This is a genomic window from Marinactinospora rubrisoli, from assembly GCF_042664915.1.
Lineage (GTDB): Bacteria > Actinomycetota > Actinomycetes > Streptosporangiales > Streptosporangiaceae > Marinitenerispora > Marinitenerispora rubrisoli.
The window spans coordinates 178,127-194,597 of record NZ_JBHTBH010000002.1; the positions used below are offsets into that span (position 1 = coordinate 178,127).

General features: G+C 73.8%; 15 protein-coding genes and 1 pseudogene. 5 read left to right on the plus strand and 11 right to left on the minus strand.

Going from position 1 to position 16,471, the window contains the following annotated elements; all coding sequences use genetic code 11:
- Positions 1-313: 313 nt before the first annotated feature.
- Entirely contained in the window at positions 314-1,447 is a 1,134-nt protein-coding gene (locus tag ACFQRF_RS04980; protein WP_379869237.1) for a zinc-dependent alcohol dehydrogenase, read from the plus strand.
- 95 nt (positions 1,448-1,542) lie between these two features.
- Here the strand turns inward: ACFQRF_RS04980 and ACFQRF_RS04985 are convergent, their stop codons facing one another.
- Entirely contained in the window at positions 1,543-2,133 is a 591-nt protein-coding gene (locus ACFQRF_RS04985) for a TetR/AcrR family transcriptional regulator (protein WP_379869239.1), read from the minus strand.
- Between the two features lie 158 nt (positions 2,134-2,291).
- Between ACFQRF_RS04985 and ACFQRF_RS04990 the strand changes: the two are divergent.
- Positions 2,292-2,516 (plus strand): annotated as a pseudogene (locus tag ACFQRF_RS04990) (serine hydrolase); the annotation flags it as partial.
- A 140-nt stretch (positions 2,517-2,656) separates the two neighbouring features.
- Here the strand turns inward: ACFQRF_RS04990 and ACFQRF_RS04995 are convergent.
- The 5 genes from ACFQRF_RS04995 to ACFQRF_RS05015 all read right to left on the minus strand — a co-directional run bounded on the left by ACFQRF_RS04995 (position 2,657) and on the right by ACFQRF_RS05015 (position 8,839).
- Positions 2,657-3,127: an NUDIX hydrolase gene (locus ACFQRF_RS04995; protein ID WP_379869240.1), complete on the minus strand. Its 471-nt coding sequence runs from the start codon at positions 3,125-3,127 to the stop codon at positions 2,657-2,659.
- A 988-nt stretch (positions 3,128-4,115) separates the two neighbouring features.
- Positions 4,116-4,661 (minus strand): CatB-related O-acetyltransferase, encoded by a 546-nt coding sequence (locus tag ACFQRF_RS05000; RefSeq protein ID WP_379869242.1) that lies wholly within the window; start codon positions 4,659-4,661, stop codon positions 4,116-4,118.
- A gap of 240 nt (positions 4,662-4,901) precedes the next feature.
- The gene (locus ACFQRF_RS05005; RefSeq protein WP_379869243.1) at positions 4,902-6,605 is read right to left on the minus strand and encodes an ABC-F family ATP-binding cassette domain-containing protein; all 1,704 of its coding nucleotides are present in this window, start codon (positions 6,603-6,605) and stop codon (positions 4,902-4,904) included.
- A gap of 367 nt (positions 6,606-6,972) precedes the next feature.
- A complete protein-coding gene (locus ACFQRF_RS05010) occupies positions 6,973-8,190 on the minus strand; it encodes a hypothetical protein (RefSeq protein ID WP_379869245.1) in 1,218 nt (405 codons plus the stop codon).
- 364 nt (positions 8,191-8,554) lie between these two features.
- Positions 8,555-8,839: a hypothetical protein gene (locus ACFQRF_RS05015; protein ID WP_379869247.1), complete on the minus strand. Its 285-nt coding sequence runs from the start codon at positions 8,837-8,839 to the stop codon at positions 8,555-8,557.
- A 291-nt stretch (positions 8,840-9,130) separates the two neighbouring features.
- On the opposite strand from ACFQRF_RS05015, the gene ACFQRF_RS05020 reads away from it, so the two are divergent.
- Positions 9,131-10,339: an MFS transporter gene (locus ACFQRF_RS05020; protein ID WP_379869249.1), complete on the plus strand. Its 1,209-nt coding sequence runs from the start codon at positions 9,131-9,133 to the stop codon at positions 10,337-10,339.
- Positions 10,340-10,412: 73 nt separating this feature from the next.
- Here ACFQRF_RS05020 and ACFQRF_RS05025 read toward each other — a convergent pair whose 3' ends face one another.
- Positions 10,413-10,550 (minus strand): hypothetical protein, encoded by a 138-nt coding sequence (locus ACFQRF_RS05025; protein WP_379869250.1) that lies wholly within the window; start codon positions 10,548-10,550, stop codon positions 10,413-10,415.
- Between the two features lie 143 nt (positions 10,551-10,693).
- A complete protein-coding gene (locus tag ACFQRF_RS05030; protein ID WP_379869252.1) occupies positions 10,694-11,155 on the minus strand; it encodes a MarR family winged helix-turn-helix transcriptional regulator in 462 nt (153 codons plus the stop codon).
- Between the two features lie 150 nt (positions 11,156-11,305).
- Here ACFQRF_RS05030 and ACFQRF_RS05035 point away from each other — a divergent pair, with 150 nt between their 5' ends.
- Positions 11,306-12,355 carry a zinc-dependent alcohol dehydrogenase family protein gene (locus ACFQRF_RS05035; protein ID WP_379869253.1) on the plus strand — a complete coding sequence of 350 codons (1,050 nt, stop codon included), beginning with the start codon at positions 11,306-11,308 and terminating at the stop codon, positions 12,353-12,355.
- Positions 12,356-12,384: 29 nt separating this feature from the next.
- Here ACFQRF_RS05035 and ACFQRF_RS05040 read toward each other — a convergent pair whose 3' ends face one another.
- The gene (locus ACFQRF_RS05040; RefSeq protein ID WP_379869255.1) at positions 12,385-13,812 is read right to left on the minus strand and encodes a WGR domain-containing protein; all 1,428 of its coding nucleotides are present in this window, start codon (positions 13,810-13,812) and stop codon (positions 12,385-12,387) included.
- A 170-nt stretch (positions 13,813-13,982) separates the two neighbouring features.
- Here ACFQRF_RS05040 and ACFQRF_RS05045 point away from each other — a divergent pair, with 170 nt between their 5' ends.
- On the plus strand, positions 13,983-14,423 hold the full coding sequence (locus ACFQRF_RS05045) for an STAS domain-containing protein (protein ID WP_379869256.1): 441 nt from the start codon (positions 13,983-13,985) through the stop codon (positions 14,421-14,423).
- Between the two features lie 325 nt (positions 14,424-14,748).
- Here ACFQRF_RS05045 and ACFQRF_RS05050 read toward each other — a convergent pair whose 3' ends face one another.
- On the minus strand, positions 14,749-15,285 hold the full coding sequence (locus tag ACFQRF_RS05050; RefSeq protein ID WP_379869258.1) for a hypothetical protein: 537 nt from the start codon (positions 15,283-15,285) through the stop codon (positions 14,749-14,751).
- Positions 15,286-15,462: 177 nt separating this feature from the next.
- Positions 15,463-16,203, minus strand: a complete 741-nt coding sequence (locus tag ACFQRF_RS05055) for a CPBP family intramembrane glutamic endopeptidase (protein WP_379869259.1) — start codon at positions 16,201-16,203, stop codon at positions 15,463-15,465.
- Between the last annotated feature and the right edge of the window lie 268 nt (positions 16,204-16,471).

The following is a 16,471-nucleotide window of genomic DNA, read 5'->3' on the forward strand; positions in this document are numbered from 1 at the left end:
GACCGGACGGCGGCCACCGGCTGACGCCCCGCCTCCTTTCTCGCACCGCCGGCCCGCGAGGTCCGGACCGCTCTGTGTCAGGTCGATGCGGCCGGTGGTCGGACCCGCCGGCCGCGCCCCGACCGTGCCGGGGCTCCGCCGCATCCCATGGTCATCCGGCATCCGAGCCCGCCGCCTGCTCCGGACCTCGGCGGCGCACACCCTGGTGTTATAACGACTGTCATAATACGGTGGCCGCCGGGCCGCCGCACGCGGCCCCGCCCCCGCCCGCGCGACACGCGGGCCCGCCGACGCCTGGAAGGTGAACAAGACGATGCGTGAGCTGCGGTTCCAGCGCAGCGGCCTGCTGACGTGGGCCGAGCGCGACGCCCCGGAGATCCAGGATCCCGGCGACGCGATCGTGCGCCCCTTCGTGGCCGGACGCTGCGACGGCGACACCCTGCCGATCCACCGGCGCGTCTCGCGCGCGATGCAGGCCGGCATCGCCCTCGGCGTCATCGACCCCGTCGTGGCGTGCGTCTGCGGCCCGGTCCCGTTCCGGGGACCGTTCGCGATCGGCCACGAGTGCGTCGCCCAGGTGGTCGAGGTGGGGCCGGGCGTGCGCCACGTCCAGGTGGGACAGACGGTCGTCGTGCCCTGGGCGGTCTCCTGCGGGACCTGCGACCGGTGCCGCCGCGGGCTGACGTCCAAGTGCGCCACCACCCCCCAAGGCCCGCTGGCCGCGTTCGGGTTCGGCCCGGCCAGCGGGCCCTGGGGTGGCATGGTCGCCGACACCTTCCGGGTCCCCTTCGCCGACCACATGCTCGTCGAAGTGCCGGCCGGCGTGCCCGCGCTGCGGGTGGCGGCGGCCAGCGACAACCTCGCCGACGCCTGGCGCGGCGTGGTCGCGCCCCTCGCCGAGCGGGACGCCGCATCCGTGCTCATCCTGGGCGGCGGCGCCAAGAGCATCGGCCTGTACGCGGCCGGGCTGGCCGCCGCGCACGGCGCCACGACGGTCGACTACCTCGACGACAACCCCCGGCGCCGCCGCATCGCCGAATCGTTCGGCGCGCGGGCCCGGCCGCTCACCGGCGGAACCGACCGCCTCGGCGGCGCGGGATACGACGTGGTCGTGGAGGCGACGTCACGGGCGCGCGGCCTGCGGACGGCCGTGCGCGCCATGGCGCCGGGCGGCGTGTGCACCGCCGTCGGGTACTACGTCGCCACGGGCACCCGGGTACCGCTCATGCGCATGTACACGACGGACGCGACGCTCCGCCTCGGGGTGTCGCACCCGCGCGCGGTGCTGCCCGAGCTGCTGGACTTCGTCGCCCGCACCGGATTCCCGGCCGAACGCGTCACCACGCTCACCGCCGACTGGGACGACGCGCCCCGCGCCTACGCCGCCCGCACCACCAAGGTGGTGCTCCAACGCGACCCGCTCGCCCTCCCGGAACCCCTCACCTGACGTCCCGGGGGCGGGCCACGCGCCGATCCGCGTCCCGCCGCGGAACGGTGGCGGCGCACCCGCGACGCCGCCGGGTACGGCCGTACCCGGCGGCCTCACCGCTCAGCAGCGGTCGCGGCGCGCAGCAGCGCCTCCAGTTCCACCGCGGTGTCGTCCAGGGCACCGATGTCACGCCTGGCGCGGCACACCGCCACCGCGCCCTCCACCGCGGCGACGGCCAGCGCCGCCAGCCGCGCCGCCCGGCCGGGCTCGGCACCGTGCTCGCGCAGGGACCGCGCGAGCACGGTCTCCCAGGCGGTGAACACCTCGGCCGCGGCGGCGACGGCCGCGGAGCCGGCCTCATCCGCCGGCTCCTCGACCGCCACGGCCAGCACCGGGCAGCCGGCCCGGAAGTCGCTGTCGAGCATGGTCCGCCGCCACATGCCGAGGAACGCGCGCAGCCCCGCGACCGGGCCCGCCGCCAGCTCGCGGGCCAGCACCGCGCCCACGCGGTCGCCCGCGTACCGCACCGCCTCGGCCGCCAGCTGCTGCTTGCCACCCGGAAAGTAGTGGTAGGTCGACCCGAGCGGGGTACCGGCGTGCGCCGCCAGTTCACGGACGGACGTGGCGGCCAGGCCGCGGCGCCGGATCATGTCCGCCGCCCCCGCGACGATGCGCTCGCGGGCACCGGGACTCCGCTCCCCCACGGTCGGCTCCCTCCGTCAGGTGACAGGTGCCACAGGCTACCGCGACCGGCGGTGTCGGGGCCGCCGTGTCCGACGGCGGTCACGCCGGCGCGGCGCCCGGGGCGGGCAGGGTTCCGTCACCCCTCCGCTCGCCCAGAGCCGGCCGCGACCGCGCGTCGGTGGGTCGCCCGCCGGTAGGTCAGGCTGCGCAGCAGGGTCTCCGCCGGCCCGCGCCGGCCGGGGCGGACCAACCGCTTCTCCGCACCCCCGGAACCGACGTGGCTTACTCCAACACGGGATTCGTCGTCGTGGGGCTGCTGGTAGAAGCCGCCGGTGGCCGAAGCCTTCGAGCGCAGATGAACCGGCGAATCATCCGGCCACTGCCTCCGGCCGACACGGTCTTTCCCGCCCCGACCGGGATAGGGCTGCCCGCGTCCCCCCGGCTGCACGGTCTCCGCTATGAGGCCAAAACAGGGGCCGCCGTCGAAATGCCCCGGTACACCACCACAGCGCGACGACGTGAATCATTGCGAGGAAACCAACCTCAGTGCTGGATCAGACCGCCGACGGACACTGGAGCGACGTGGCCGGTCGCTGGGAGGGTCAGCGACAGGGTGATGCCAATGTCGACCAGCGACGATCGGCGAAGGCCGGCAACGTCGGGGATCGGAGTCCAGGTCGGCTCGTCGGTTCGACCGTTCGGCTCAGGCCGGAGTTGGCCGCCGAGGATGCGGATTCTGTAGAAGATGCCAACGTTGTGATGCTCCGGTCCGGGGACGTTGCGCTCAGCAGCGGGGATGACCCTTGAGTCCACGCCCAGCAGGCGTTCGACCGCGGCATCGCAGCCGGTCTCCTCAGCGACCTCGCGAATCACCGCATCTAGTGGATCCTCGGCGTGCTCCACCCGGCCGCCCGGGAGAGTCCAGAGGGGCTCGCCGCTCGGTGGTATGTAGCGGGCGAGCAGCACGCGGCCGTCCTCAACGCAGACGGCGTACGCGGCCAGCCGGAAACTCATCCTCGTTCCTCTCTACCCCAGGCCCCGCAATAAGACCCTTCGCACTACTTGAAGGAATCTTAGCTTCATAGGAATTATGCTCTAATTTGCGGTTTTTTCTTACCTCTAATCTCGTATCGTGTCATTTGCTACCCGGCGCGGCATTCCATCGCGACGCCAGGTGCGCGCGGAGACATCCGCTCACGATGTCGCTGAAGGAGTGCCGCACCGTGGCGCACACCTTTCTCAACCCCGAAGTCATCGCACGCGCGAGCCTGAGCGCGTTGCGCAATCGCACCATCATGGCCGGACTCGTATGGCGCAACGCTGGGACCAGGTACGGCGGCGGCACCGGTGACACGAGAACAGGTCACCCGCGCCGCGCACACCCTCGACATCGCCGACCACCACCCACCCGCCGCGGAGGGATGATCGCGCCCCGCTCCAACCTGTCCCAGGGCAGCCGCGCCGTCTCCGAACAGCGCGGCACCGACCGGCACCTGGACGCACTGGAGCGCCCACCGCGTCGGTCGCCTGCGGGCGGTGCGCCATCCGCTGCCCGGCGGCGGCTCCGCCGGAAACGCCCCGGCCCGGTGGGAACGCCCGGGAGCGGCCGCGGACGGGACCAGGGCGGTGGCGGGGCCGCCAGAACTGGAAGGGGCGAGCGCCACCGTGCCGGGCCGCGGCTCGCCATCAGCGCGCTGCTCCCCATCGCCCCGCCTCCGCACCTGGTGCGGAGGGGTTCTCGGCCGTCGCGTCCGGCGGAAGCGGCGCGGGCCGTCCGGTGGGTGAGCCGGCCGGCGTCGGCCCGGCCGACCCCGGACATCAGCGCGCGTCCCTGCCCGCCAGGAGAGAAGGGGCGGGCAGGGACGCGCGGCTGCCGGGGATGGCCTGACGTGCTCTGCCGGGCATCCCCCAACACCCAGCAGAGCACGTAAACCAACGGTAAGCCACAGGTCACGCGACTGCTACGGGTGAGCGGGTAAAAGATCGCGGAACGTTCCGCGAGTCACCTCCGGGCCCGGTCCACCCCCGCCTCGGGCGCCCGCTCCGCGCCGGAACCGGCCTCCTCCGCGGCCACGCGCTCGATCTCGGCGACGTCGCCCGCCATCAGCGTCGCGGCGTGCCGGGTGATCACCTCCACCGGCCAGTCCCACCACGCGGCCGCCAGCAGGCGGCGGACATCGGTGTCGCCGAAGCGCCGGCGCACCACGGCGGCCGGGTTGCCGCCGACGACGGTGTACGGCTCGACGTCGCGGGTGACCACCGCCCCCGTGGCGATGATCGCGCCGTCCCCGATCCGCACACCCGGCATGACGGTGACGTCGCGGCCGAACCACACGTCGTTGCCCACCACCGTGTCGCCCTTGCCCGGGCGGCCGGCCAGGAAGACCTCCATCGTCGCCTCCCGCCACGCGCCGGGGAAGATCGTGAACGGGTAGGCGGACGGGCCGGAGGACATGTGGTTGGCGCCGGGCATCACGAAGCGCACGCCGGCCGCGATGGAGCAGAACCGGCCGATGACCAGCCGCTCCGGCCCGAACGCGTACAGCACGCGGGTCTCCTCGAATCCGGCGGTGTCCTCCCCGGCGTCGTAGTAGGTGTTACTCCCCCACCTCGATCCGGCCGGAGGTGACGAGAGGGCGCAGGAACATACACCGCCGCTCGCCCTCGGCCAGGGGGAAGGGGTTCATCGGGTCGGGTGCGGTCATGGCGGCGGCTCCTCGCAGGGTCGGGGACGGGTCGGGGCGGCGGGCGGCACCGGGTCCGCGCCGCCCGGTCGCGATGCGGGCGGTCACCGCTCGCCCTCCGGCGCCGCGGCCGGTTCGCCGGGGACCACGCGGCCGTCGGCGAGCCGCAGCCGCGCGCCGGTCCAGCCCCGGCGCAGCCACCGATCGTGGCTGGCCACGATGACGGCGCCGGGCGCGGTGCCGAGCGCCTCCTCCAGTTCTTCGGCCAGGGCGAGCGAGAGATGGTTGGTCGGCTCGTCCAGCAGCAGGACGTGCGGCGAGTTGCCCACCAGCAGCGCCAGGGCGAGCCGGCGCCGCTGCCCGACGCTCAGCACCCCGACCGGGCGGTCGAGGTCCCGCGGCGCCACCAGCCCGAGGTCGGTGAGCCGGGGCGCCTCGGGGCGCTCGGCCGTCAGCGCCGCGTACAGTTGCCGCGGTGTCAGTTCCGGGCGGCGGAACGTGACGTCCTGTTCCAGGAAGGCGACGGTGCTGCCGTGGCGCCACTGCACCGTGCCGGCGGCCGGCTCCAGCCGGCGGGCCAGCACCGCGAGCAGCGTGGACTTGCCGGCCCCGTTGGCGCCGGTCACCAGGAGGCGGCCGTCGGCGGGGACGTCGAGCGCGTCGAGCACCAGCCGCCCGGGCACCTCGATGCCCCGCGCCATCAGCACGTTGCCGTCGGCCGAAGCGCCGCCGGTGAGGTCGCCGGCGAACCGCAGCGGCGCCGGGGGCTTGCGCACCTGGTCGCGCTCCAGCTCGTCCAGCCGGCGCCGGACGTTGCGGATCCGGCGGGAGATCTGCTGCTGGACGGCGTCCCCGCGCATGCCGTAGGCCATCTTGTTGCCGTCGCGGATCGGCCGGGCGTGGTTGATCTGGCGCGCCGTGCTGCGCACCGATTCGCGCAGCCGCCGGAGTTCGCCCTGCTCGGCCTGGTGCCGCTGTTCCCAGCGCGCCCGGTGCGCGGCCTTCTCCCGCAGATAGTGGCGGTAGGCGCCACCGTAGTAGGTGGGGCCGTCCTGGGCGGGGTCCAGGTCGAGGATGCCCGTGCACACCTCGTCGAGGAAGACGCGGTCGTGGCTGGCGAGCACGACGACCCCGGGCAGCGCGCGCAGCCGGTCCTCCAGGAAGGCGACGGCGTCGTCGTCCAGGTGGTTGGTCGGCTCGTCCAGCAGCAGCGCGCGGGGCCGGCGGATCAGCAGCGCCGCCAGACCGAGCCGGGTGCGCTCGCCACCCGACATCGCCGAGAGCGGGCGGTCCGCCGCGACCCCGGCGATCCCGAGCCCGGCCAGCGCCATCTCGGCCCGCCGGTCGGCGTCCCAGACGTCGTGCGCCTCGGCCAGCTCCAGTGTCTCGCCATAGTCGCGCAGCACCACGGGATCCTCCGGCCGGAGGCGCAGCGCCTCGGCCTGTTCGGCGAGCCGCCGCTCGATCGCCCGCATGCCGTCAAGCGCCTGCTCCACGACCTCGCCCAGCGTCATGTGCGGCGGGTAGGGCAGCTCCTGCCGCCCGAAGCCCACGTCGGAAGGCCGCTCGATCGCGCCGCCGTCGGCCTCCTCCACTCCGGCCAGCAGCCGCAGCAGTGTGGACTTCCCGACGCCGTTCTCACCGACCAGGCCCAGCCGCTGCCCCGGCGCGACGTCGAGCGAGACCCCGTCGAGCACCGGCGTCCCGCCGTACCCCTTGACCAGGTCCCGGGCACGCAGCAACGGCGCGGAACCGGCACCGCCCGGGGTGCCGCCCCCGGTGCCGCCGGACGATTGGAATGCCTGCAAGTTCGGCCATCTCCTGTCGTTTGACGGGAGTGGCCCCAATGCCGCGGGGAACCCTGCGAAGGTGCCGAACGCCGCAACCGGCGGGACATCGAGGCCACACCCTGGATGAACGGGTGCGGGCCCGCCGGGCACCTGGCTCGACCCTGGTTTCGGGGAGCCGCCTCGGACGCGGACCGGTTCGATGTCACTTCAGCACGGACCCGAGGCTAGGGCGGGCCGGCCCGAACGTGCAAGTTCTTTTTCCGGCGCGGCGGACGTGGGAGGACAACGGAGGCCCCAGCGAGAAACCGGGCGCCGCCTGGTGTGGTCGAGACACCAGGCAGCGCCCGAGGTTCGATGCGCGGCGAGGTCGTTACCAGCGCGGGGGTCAGCGCCGGAATCCTCGCTCAGGATCACGGGGCTCAACATTCTTGAACGGTGTGAACCATTCTGCCGGCCGCATGTCGGCGATCCCGAACACGCGGTTCATTTCGGAGCCGGGGTCGAGCAAGCCGTCCATATCCGGATCGTAGAGCAGCGCTATATCCGTGTCCTGGAAGAGCGATTCGAGGCAGGCGTTCCAGTCATAGTCGTCCCGATGGGTCGGCAGCTCCGCGTGGTCCTCGTCGTCGAGGTCCTCTTTCTCCTCCAGGACCGCCTCGGCCTCTTCCACGAGCGCGAGGTAGAGCACACACTCCTCCGCGACACTACGGGGGCGGGGCCACCGGCCTGCCGCCAAGTCCGCCGCGAGGTCATCGCAGGCCCTCGCCACCTGCCGCCGCCAGGACACCGACTGCTGCCACGTGACCACCGGGAGGCGGTCGAAGAACATCCAGTTCCCGTCAGCGATGTCGGTAACAGGCTCGCCACCACTGTTCTGGATGTCGTCGTAGGCGAAATCAGCCATCGTGGCCAGGGCGTGATGAAGGACGTCAGCGGTTCGGGGGCTGAGCGTCCAGGACTCACACGTGGGACATTCGTCCTCCTCACACTCACAATTCACGACGGGGAAGGTCTTCGCGAAGTCGGGCATCGTCCCAAAGCGTGTTTCCCGTGGGTGGAGAGGTTCCGGAGACCGCCGCAGGCGCAGTCCGGAGTAGAACTCCGCGGTGATGGGGGTGGCACTCCAATCCATGAGTTCGTCTCCCGACTCGGGACGGAGCAGTTCCCCGCTCATCTCGTTACCGACATCGTCGGCGCCGGGGACCATGGCCGGACCGGCGAGGGCCATCGCAGCGCCGACGAGATCATCCGGATCCTGATCGTCCTCGCCACGTAGCGGCGTCCAACCGGTCGCGCGCGCCGCGGCGAGGAGCCGGTGCGGTTCGTGGACGTGGAGCTCGACGACACTGGTGACCCGCACGAGCTTGCCGGGGAGATCCGCGAGCCGCGCGTCGTCGGGAGGGCCGACAGCGCGGACGGCGGTGGGAGCCTGGTCGCCTTCTCTGTCGTCATCGATACCGGAGTCCGCCACGCTCGGGCTCGCGCACACCGGGGCGGGATCGGGGAAGTGGCCGGCGAATGCGTGCCCGACAGCCTCCTGGAAGGATGCCGCTGGGGCGCTCGGCAGCAGAGCGTGGACGCGTTCGGCTTCGGCCCGGACCATGGAATCCTCTCCGTCCAACCAGGCGGCTCGCAGAACGTCGGCCGTGCGTTGGGCGAGAACAGGGTCGCTGCAGGTCAGTACTGCCTTGAGAACCTGTGGTCCGCGAGAGCCGGAGACGAGGGCGTAGATCCTGCTCCGGGTCTGGTTGTGTTCGCAGTAGAAACCGGTGGGCACAGTGATCGGGGAATGCTGACCGGACATACGGAGCCTTCCGAGAACCGGCGACCGCGCATGCTGACCAGCGCGGCGCGAAAGACGTGCGGGACAGCGCTGGTGGGCGAGGTACGGCCAAGCCCCCGGGCGAGGAAGATGAGATCCGCTGGTGTCATCGGTACCGCCGACGACCCTGATCGGAGTTCCGAGGCTACCCGAACCACGGGCCGTCCGCGATCAGAACGCGAAATCTCGACGGCGGCGACCGGCCCGCGCCGACGGTGGTCCTCATGATGGGCATCGGGCCGGGCGCGTCACCGTGAACCCCGCGATGGTCACGCGTGTCCGGCACGCGGGCAACGCCGGGCCGCCGGTCGACCGTCCACTCGTCGTTCATCACCCCCGGCGTCGTCATCGGGTCCTCGGGCGGCGGGCCGGTCATCGGCGGTTTCGGGCCGCGGGCCGCGCTGTGGCTCGGCGCCGGGCCGGCCGTCACCGGTGTCGCTCCCTGGCGCCTGGCCTTCGCCGCCGGCCCGCGCCGTTGCCGTCCGGGCCCCGGCGAGAACCCCGGATGACCGGCGCCCCGGCCGCGAAGCCGTGAAATATTCGGGCGGTGGGGGCACGTCGCCCCCGGTGACCGGGCGGTGCGGGGCCCGGAGTACGATCCCCGGTTGTCGATGTGGATCAATGGACGGCCCGGAGGAGGCGGCTTCGTGCGGACGCAGGATGATCCGACAGGACGGCGTCCCGCGACCGCCCCGCGTCCCGGCGCCGCGACGGCCGGCCGGTGAGCGGCGGCAGAGCGCCGGCACGGCCCGGGCGCGGCTGGCTCGTCTGGCTGCTCGTCACGGTGATCCTGACGCAGACCAGCCTGAACCTGACCCGCCCGCTGATGTCCTACCAGACCATCTCCCTCGGGGGCGGGGCACTGGCGATCGGCATGATCACCGCGTGCTACGCGTTGCTCTCGGTGGTGACCGCCGTCCCCCTGGGCCGGATCACCGACCGTTCAGGGCGCTCGCCACTGGTACTGACCGTCGGGGCGACGCTGCTCGGGCTGTCCGCGCTGCTGCTCGCGACGGCCGGATCGGTCTGGACCGTCGCGGGGTTCGGCACCATGCTCGGTTTCGGCCACCTCGCCTTCATGGTGGCCGGACAGGGGCTGATCGCCCGGTGCTCGGCGGAGCAGGACCTCGACCGCAACTTCGGCTGGTTCACCGCCGTGACGTCCATCGGCCAGTTGCTGGGCCCGGCGCTGGCCGGCCTGCTGCTCGGCGACGCCTCGGGCACGGGACTGCGCGGCCCCACCCAGGCCGCGCTGGCCGTCGCCGGCGCGATCGCGCTCGCGGCACTGCCGGCGGCGGCCGGAGTGTGGCGGGCGTGCCGCGGGACGTCCGCCGCCGCCCGTGCGGAGGACGGCGCCGCCCCGCTGCCGGTGGCCGACCTGCTGCGCCGGCCGGGGATCGCGCCCGGGCTGTTCGTGAGCCTCGCCCTGCTGGCCGCCGTGGACGTGCTCACCGCCTACCTGCCACTGATCGCCGAACAGCGCGGCATCGTCCCGGCGACCGTGGGCATCCTGCTGAGCCTGCGGGCGGCCGCCTCCGTGGCCTCCCGGCTGCTCATGTCGTGGATGCTGCGCAAGTGGTCGCGGCGCGTCCTGATCGTGGGCAGCGCACTGGGCGCCGCGCTGACGCTCGCCGTGGTGCCGATGCCGTTCGCCGGGCCCGCCGTCATGGCCGCCGCCCTCCTCGCCGGGGGCTTCCTGCTCGGCCTCGGCCAGCCGCTCACCATGACCGTGGTGGTGCGCGCGGTCCCCGAGACCGCACGGAGCACGGCGCTCGCGCTGCGGCTGATGGGCAACCGGTTCGGCCAGGTGGCCCTGCCGGCCGGCGCCAGCCTGATCGCGGCCGGGGCCGGGGCCGGCGGAGCCCTGTGGTTCACCTGCGCGGTGCTGCTGGCCGCCGCCGGGGCGGCGCGGGCGACACCGCGCGCCTGACGGGCGGGGCCGGGCGGGAGCGGCGGCCGGCCGCGGATCCCGGCGCACCACGCGGCGGGCCGGCCCGCCGGGCTCACATCCCTACGAAGTAGGAGAGCAGCGCGAGCACGCCGACGACGCTCCACACCGCGACGGCGATCCCGTCGAGTCGCCGCCGACGGCGCGACGTCCGCCTTGCCGAATCGCCGAGGTCCCGGCCACGGGGCCGCATCGGTAACACGTTGTCGTCAGTCCGCCTTCCATCGTCGCCGCGACCGCACCGGCACAGTGCCATGGGAGACTATCGCGGGCGGTTACGGCGCCGGCGCACCCGGTCCCCGTTCGCGCGGCCCGGGCCGCCCGGCACGGCCGCGGTCACCGGCCCGCTTCGCCGGGCTCCTCGGGCCACTCCGCCAGACGGAGCAGCAGCGACCGCAGCGCCTGCCGCTCCTGCGCCGTGAAGCCGGAGAGCAGCCGCGCCTCGGCGGCCTCGCAGGTCCGGGCGACCCGGGCCTGGCGATCGCGCCCCGCGTCGGTGATGTGCGGGATACGGACCCGCCGGTCCCGAAGGTCGTGCCGCCGAACAACCAGACCGTCGCCCTCCAGCCGGTCCACCAGCAGCGTGAGCGTGGTCCTGTCCACCCCGAGATCCCGGCCGAGCTGCAACTGGGTCCGCCCCTCCGACCGGGTGAGCGCGGTCAGCACGACCCAGTCGCGGATGCCGGCCAGCTCATGCTCGCGGGCGGCGGTGTCGAGTTCGGCACGCATGCGCCGGGCCGCCCGGGTCAGCAGCCATGTCAGGTCCACGGGGGCGCAGGAGGGACGGAGCGCGGTCATGTTCCGATGGTAATCGGACTATCTGCGGCCATATGTTCCCACCTGGGATGGTCCATGGCGAGAACCGGCGGGCCGCCCGGCACCTCCCGCCGCGGCTCGCGGGTGCCGCCGCCCGTCACCGGGAAGGGGGAGGGCGAGGAGGTCCCGACCATGACCGGTGTACCGACGTCGTTGCCCGAGACCATGCCCGCCTGGGTGGTGCGGCAGCCCGGTCCCATGGCCACCCGGCCACTGCGAATGATCCGCAAGCCGGTCCCCGTCCCCGGACGCGGCGACGTGCTCGTGGCGGTCGAGGCGTGCGCCGTCTGCCGCACCGACCTGCACCTGGCCGAGGGCGACCTGCCGCCACGCCGCCCCGGCACCGTCCCCGGGCACGAGGTGGTGGGCCGTGTCGTCGGCCACGGGCCCGGGGGCACGGCGCCCCCGATCGGCGCGCGGGTCGGCATCGCCTGGCTGCGGGCCACCTGCGGCACCTGCCGCTACTGCCGCCGCGGCGACGAGAACCTCTGCCCGGCCTCCCGCTACACGGCCTGGGACGCCGACGGCGGCTTCGCCCCGTACGCCACGGCCCCGGCCGACTACGTGTACCGGCTCCCCGAGGGCCGCCCCGCCGAGGAACTCGCCCCGCTGCTGTGCGCCGGCATCATCGGCCACCGGGCGCTGGCGCGCGCCGACCTGCCGGAGGGCGGCCGCCTCGGCATCTACGGGTTCGGCGCCTCCGCGCACATCACCGCGCAGGTCGCGCTCCTGCGCGGCGCCCGGCTGTACGTCATGACCCGCGCGCCCGAGGCCCGCGACCTCGCCCGGCGGCTCGGCGCGCACTGGGTGGGCGACGCCCGCGCCACCCCGCCGGAACCGCTGGACGCCGCCATCCTGTTCGCCCCGGCCGGCGACCTGGTGCCCGTGGCCCTGGCGGCGCTGGACCGCGGCGGCACCCTGGCGGTCGCCGGCATCCACCTCAGCGGCATCCCCGGACTCGACTACCAGCGGCACCTCTTCCAGGAGCGCACCCTGCGCAGCGTCACCGCCAACACCCGTGCCGACGGCCGGGCGCTGCTCGACGTCGCCGCCCGGCACCGCCTCGACGTCACCACCACGCCCTACCCCTTCGGCCAGGCCGACCGCGCACTGGCCGACCTGGCCGCCGACCGGGTGACCGGCGCCGCCGTGCTGCGGGGCTTCCCGTCCACCACCGCCTGACTCCCCGGCGCCGAAGCGGCGTACCGCCGTCAGACCAAGCGCTTGATGTCGCCGTGCGCCCGGTAGAACCCGCCCCGGCCGGACGGCCGCACGCCGTCGACCAGATAACGGGCACCGGCCTGCCGCACGCCCTTGGGGAACTGCACGTGCCACGTGGAGTCGTATCCGGGACTGACCACGCGCACCCGCAGCCGGCCGCCCTCCTGGTAGCACTCGACCACGACGCCGTCGCCGGTGTCGGCCGTCGTCTCCAGGGCCCCGGAGGGCTCGACCGGCCGCAGCGACGCGGCGGCCTTGACGTCCACGGGCTCAGGGACGGTCCCCTCCTGTGCCGCCCGGATCGCCGCCTCGCTGGCGTCCACGCAGGCCAGGGTGCCGTCGGTCGTGACGATGTAGAGCCGGTCGTCGAGGAACTGCATGGAGAACGCCGACCCGCATCCGGTGGCGAGCTTCCACAGCCGCCGGCCGGACTCGTCGAAGCAGTACACCGACGAGTGGTTGTCGCCCGCGAAGACGTACCGGCCGCCCGGTGCCGTGGCGCAGGAGAAGACCGCGGCGTCGCACGCGTACACGGCGGTGACCGCGCCGTCGGCCTTGTTCAGCCGGTGCACCCTGCCCCGCCCGGTGCCCGCGTAGACGGAGTCGGCCTCCTGCCAGCCGAAGAGCACGTTGCCCGACACGGGCGTCTGCCAGCGGGGCGTGCCGTCGGCGGCGTCGTAGCACGCCACCCCGCGCGAGTGCCCGTGGTACACCCGGTCGCCGTCGCAGCGCACCATCCAGGCGGAGTCGCCCTCGACATCGCGTGCCCACTGGAACTCGTCCTCGTGGTCGATGGTGGTGATCCGGCCGTTGCGGTCGGAGACGCCCAGCGTCGCGTCGTCGATGTCCAGCCAGTAGATGTCGACGTCGGCCGAGATCTCGTAGGCGACCCGGGGCACCTTGCCGCTCAGGTCGTACACCTTGCCGTCGTCACAGCCGGCGTAGATCCAGAAGTCGTCGGCCACGATGCACTTCACGCCGTCCGGCAGCCGGAACCGGCCGGTGACGCCGCCGCCGTGGGTCAGCGTGTAGACGTCACCGTGCTGGTTGCCCACCCAGCATCTGTTCTCGTCCACGAAGATGCCGAAGGCCGCGGCTCCGCTGGCGAACCGCCACAGCACGGGCGCCTGGTCGGCGGTGGACCGGTTGCTGACGATGGGGCGCCGGGTCACCGGACGGCGGACGCGCTGGCCGCGCACCGCCGGGGCGTACCCCTTGCGGGTCTTCTCGTTGACCTTCTTGGCCGCGGCGGCGCGGGCCTGCTGCTCGGTGGCGAAGTCGGTGACCTTGGTCTGGCCCCGCTCGCCGATGCGGCCGTAGGTGACCGTGACCCGGGTGCCCTCGCGCACCACCTCGTAGAACTTGTGCGCGCCCCCGCCCTCCTCGGAGAGCTCCAGGTACGTGTGGTCGTCCGCCATGGTGGCCTCTTCCAGGTCTCGCCGCTGTGTTCCGACGGCCGGAAGCATAGGAGCGGGCTCTGACACCGGGCGGGCGCGCAACGGAGCGGCGGCCGGGGCGGCCGCCATCCGGGTGGGCCGGAACCCGCTCGCCGCCCGTCCGGCCCTTGCCGGGGTTCACGGCGAGGACCATGCTGGAGTCTCGGGTCGAGAAGGGCGAGCCCCCCATGCACTGGCCGACACACGAGAGTCCCGACGCGCCGCCTCCCACGCGGCCGTCGCCGATGCGGCTGACCGTGGAGCGGCCGCCGTCCGGATCCGCCGTCGCGTTCGTCTCCGGGGAGCTGGACATCGCCACGACCGGCGACCTGGCGTTCGGCCTGGTCCAGGCGCTCGACCGGCACGGCCCCCGGCTGATCGTCGATGTCTCCGCGGTGGTGTTCTGCGACGCGCCCGGGCTGTCGGCGCTGGTGCACGCCGCCAACCACGCCGAACGGCTCGGCGGCCGGATCACCCTGCGCCGGCCCAACCGGCTGCTCACCCGGATTCTGCGGCTCACCGGGCTGGACGGCCGCTTCCACCTGGTCGGCCCCGCCGCCGACGTGCCGCGGGGGCCGGGGGCCGGGGCCTGAGCGGCCATGGTGTGGAGGGGGAATGAGATGGGTTCTGGACCGCGTCCTTATATGCGATAGATTCGCGGTTTTCGCCGGGATCCGGACCATCGCCGTTCCAGGAGCGGGCCGGAGGATCTGGCGGCCGGCGGCGTGAGGTGATTGACTCGGTTCCGCGGTCCCGCCGCACGCGCGGCGGGACCGACCACCTCCCACCGCGCCGGGGCCGCGGCGCCCCGTCCACCGCCCGCATCGCTCGTCGCCCCACGGACGGCTCATCTCCATCACGGACGGGCGGCACCCCGGCCGGTGCGTGCCATCGGGGTCCCGGACCGGGACGCCGTGGTCATCCGCCGCCGCGGGGATCCGGCCGGGCGCGCCGCCACGCGTCCTCGAACTCCCCGGCGGCGATCTCCAGCTCGGCGAGGTCCGGATCGTACAGATCGAACGGCGGATTGATCGGCCAATCACCGGCCGACATCCGCAGCCCGCCGTCCGGGGCGAGTTCGACCTGGCGGACCCACCGGCCGTCCGGCCCCAGCTCCAGCAGGTAGTCCACGGTGCCGGAGTCGTCGCCGAAGGGCATGCGCAGGTACACGCGGTCCCGTCCCACCAGCGCGCCGAAGCCGGGGCGGCCACGCTGGCGGTCCCGCTGGGCGCGCATCTTCGCCAGCGGTGAGTCCGGGGGCAGCGCGGCCAGGTCGAACTCCTCCAGGTGGGAGTCGTTCGCGTAGCGGCGCACGGTCTCGGGGTCGGTGACCACCTCGACCTCGGAGCAGGTGTCGAGGATCTCCCGCGCCGAGTTCGCCCGGACCCACCACCACAGGCCGCCCATGCCGTAGTCGTGCACGACGAGAAAACGCGGGCGCGGGGCTTCTGACATGCGCCGGATCGTACCCGCGGCGCGCGGATCCGGGCCGCGCGGCCGGCGCGCACATGAAGGACGCCGCCACCGGGCGGCCCCTGTGGCGCGAGGCCACTTCCTCCGGCTCCGGCGAGGGCCCGGACCTCGCCGAACGGGTCCGGGCCCACCGCGCTCCTCCGGCACCGGCCGGTCCGCTCAGCCGGGACCGGCGTATCCGGTGAGCATCACCAGCAGCGGCAGGGCGGTGTTGTTGACGGCGTGCACGGCCACCGCGGGCCAGATCGAGCCGCTGCGGCGCATCATCTCCGCGGCGATGACGCCCACCACGACGGCCGCGGGCAGGATGATGTTGACGCCGTGGAAGACGGCGAAGATCAGCGAGCTGGACAGGACGCCGACGACGGGTCCGTAGCGCAGCAGGGCGTTGGTGACGACGCCGCGGAAGAGGAACTCCTCCCCGATGGGGGTGAGGACGGCCAGGAAGGCGAAGGTCAGGATCAGCGGCAGCACACCGCCGCCGGCCGCGTCGTAGTACATGCCCTGAGGATCGGAGTCGAACCCGGTCAGGGTGGTGATGGCGGAGATGAACACGGCCTTGACGACCAGGGCGACCAGGCCCCCGGCCACCCCGGCGAGCATCCACCGCCAGGTGGTGCGGCGCACGCTGAAGGCGCCCCAGGACCGGATGCGCAGCAGCGCGGCGGCGGCGAAGCCGGTGAGGCCGGCGACCCCGGACCAGGCGGCCAGCACCAGTCCGTAGGGGACCGGGTCCAGGTCCAGCCCTGGCGGGCCGAAGACGAGGACGGCGGCCGTGGCGGCGACCAGGGCGATGAGGCCGGCCGCGATCTCGGGCCAGCCCGGGCGTGCCGGGGAGACGGTGCCGGCCGGAGCCGGCGGATGCGGGTGGTCGGAGTGCTCGGAGTGGTCGGTCGGCATGGTGGTGGAGTCCTCGTTCCGGTGATCTCGGTCGGTGGTGGCCCGGCGGGACGCGGCCACGCGTCCGGGGCGCGGGCCGGCGTCGGCTGGGAGGGCGTTCTGCAGGCCGTGACGGCCGCCAGGATCGCTGGGCGGATCCCGGGGGCGCGGTATCGGAGTGCTCGTGGATCGCCGTGACCGCCGAGCGGTGCGGCCGGCGTTCGATCGGCGGGAACACGGTCGAACGGTCGAAATGCCGGCTTCGGCCGCGATCACGGCCGGGGCCACG